General features: G+C 60.5%; 2 protein-coding genes. Both read left to right on the top strand.

The window, feature by feature from the left end; translation table 11 throughout:
- On the top strand, nt 1–699 hold a 699-nt coding region (locus JNL55_RS35785; protein WP_293866359.1), incomplete at its 5' end, for a TonB-dependent receptor domain-containing protein.
- A gap of 1 nt (nt 700) precedes the next feature.
- The coding region (locus JNL55_RS35780) for a serine hydrolase (RefSeq protein WP_293866356.1) at nt 701–2,470 on the top strand (1,770 nt) is incomplete at its 3' end.

The following is a 2,470-nucleotide window of genomic DNA, read 5'->3' as shown; positions in this document are numbered from 1 at the left end:
TTCCGCAGCGGTGGCTTCAACGGTGGCACGGTGCCGCCCTATGAACCTGAAAATCTCCGGTCCTATGAGATCGGCGTCAAGCTCAACTCTTCCGATCACCGCATCCGAGCCGAACTCGCCGTGGTTCGCAGCGACTACGATGATTATCAAATCGTCGGTGTCGATCCCGCCAACATCGTGTGGGGAACTATCACCACCAATGCGGGCGACGTGCGCATCAACGGCATCGATGGAATGGTGGCGTTCAAGCCCGTGAATGGCCTGCAGATCGGCCTGTCGGCCAGCTATCTGGACACGAAGTTCGTCAAAGTGCAGGTCATCGATTCCACCCACTGGGTAGGGGACAACCTGGATCTGGTGCCGGAGTACAGTGCTTCGCTGTTCGGCGAGTATCAGTTTGCGTGGCCGGGCGGGGCGGGTGCCGAAGGTACTGCGCGTGTTGACTTCAATCAGCAGGGGCGCACCACTTACCGGCTTCGCTATATCGACCCAGATCCTTCGCGATACTACAGCGAGTCCGGGGTCATCAGTTTGTTGAATGCGCAACTGGGCTGGTCGCGGGACGGGTGGTGGGCAGAACTCTACGGGCGCAATCTGCTCAACGAAGAGGAGTTCGATAGCCCATTCTCCATTGAAGACGGCGCCACGAGACCGTGGCCTCGCACATTCGGAGTGCAGGTCGGATACAGGTTCAATTGAGATGACGCCTCCGATCGGCATTGGCCGTTCGCTGGCGGCGCTCGCTCTTTTGACGTTGTCGTGGGTCGCCGCGCATGGCGACGCGCATGCGAGTGACGTGCAGGTGGGGCGGGCGGATGCACTCGCGCGACTGCAGGGCATCGACGCGTACATGGAGGGAGTCCTGCGGGACTGGAACGGCGTGGGTTTTGGCATCGCCGTCGTGGTCGGCGATGACGTTGTGATCGCGAAGGGGTACGGCTACCGGGATTACGGACGCAAACTCCCTTTCGACGCGCAGACGCTGTTTGCGATCGGTTCGAACACCAAGCTGTTCACCGCGGTGGCGGCGGGCATGCTGGTCGAAGCAGGACAGTTGAGCTGGGATCGGCCGGTGCGGGAGACGGTGCCACAGATTCAATTCAACAGCACTGAACTAACCAACACGATCACGTTGCGCGACATGCTCGCACACCGCACCGGAATCTCGCGACACGACTCAGTGTGGTATGGCTCTGGTTTCACGGGACAGGAGCTTTTCGACAGGCTGCGTTATCTGGAGCCGGTGGCCGGCCTGCGCGAACGGTTTCTGTACAACAATCTGATGTATGCGGCGGCCGGCCACATCGTCGAACTCAAGTCGGGGATGCCGTGGGCTACGTTCCTGCGGCAGCGGATTCTGGATCCGCTTGCGATGCATGCCACGACCTTCGGTGTGGCTAGCACCTTGCGCGCAGCGCCCAATGCCGTTGTGCCCTATACCGAACGGCGCGTCGGGTTGGAACTCTACCCGATGCCGCTCTGGGACGCGGCCGATGCAGGTGCGGCGCCAGCGGGTGCGATGGTTTCAAATCTCGAGGACACCTCTCACTGGCTGGTCGCTCTAATGAACGAGGGGCGCTACGCCGGTCGTCAGGTGGTGCCGACGGCTGTACTGAAAGCGACGCTCGAGCCGGCGAATCCGCTGCGCAATGATTCGGCCGAGTCGCGCGGCTGGCGAGAACTGCTGCGTCCGGTAGGCGGCATGGGACGACTCATGGCGGTCTACCGAGGGCATGCGCTCAACTATCACGGCGGTGACCTGCCGGGGTTTCATTCGCAAATCTCCTTCATGCCCGCCGAACGCCTCGGTGTCATCGTATTCGCGATTGGTGAGCACACGCAGGAACTTCCCGATCCGATCGGCTACCACATTTACGAACGTTTGCTCGATCTGCAACCGACGCCTTGGAGCGAGCGGCTACTGGCGGACCGAGCGAACGAGAAAGCGGCTGGAAATCAACCGCGCGTTCAGTCCGGTGAGCCGCGAGTACGGAACACTCGCCCTTCACATGCGCTGGCCGATTACGCGGGAGAGTACGAGCATCCCGCCTATGGCGTGGTGCGCATCGACTTGTCCGGCAAACGCTTGGCATTCGACTTTCATGGCGTCAGCGGGCCGCTGAGTCATGTTCACTACGACCGCTTCGATACGGCGGACGAAGAAGGTCAAGCTCGATACTCAATGAACTTCTTTGGTAATTCGCTCGGCGTCATCGACAAAGTAACGATGTCGTTGGATGAATCGGACGTGACCTTCGTGCGGCGGCCCGGGGCGAAGCGGTCCATCGATCTTGAGGATTTGCTCACGATACGAACCCCGCAAATGCTCCGGCTCTCTGCAGATGGGCAATGGTTGGTCTATCGAGTAGCGGAAGGCGACATCGCGACCAACCGTCCGATTCTGCAGCCGACCTGTTTCTTTGTCGTATCGACCAAGCAACCTAATGCAACATCGCGCGCACTGTCCCTG

The sequence above is a fragment of the Steroidobacter sp. genome (assembly GCF_016790065.1).
Taxonomy (GTDB): Bacteria; Pseudomonadota; Gammaproteobacteria; order Steroidobacterales; family Steroidobacteraceae; genus Steroidobacter.
This window is presented reverse-complemented; position numbering and strand designations above follow the sequence as displayed.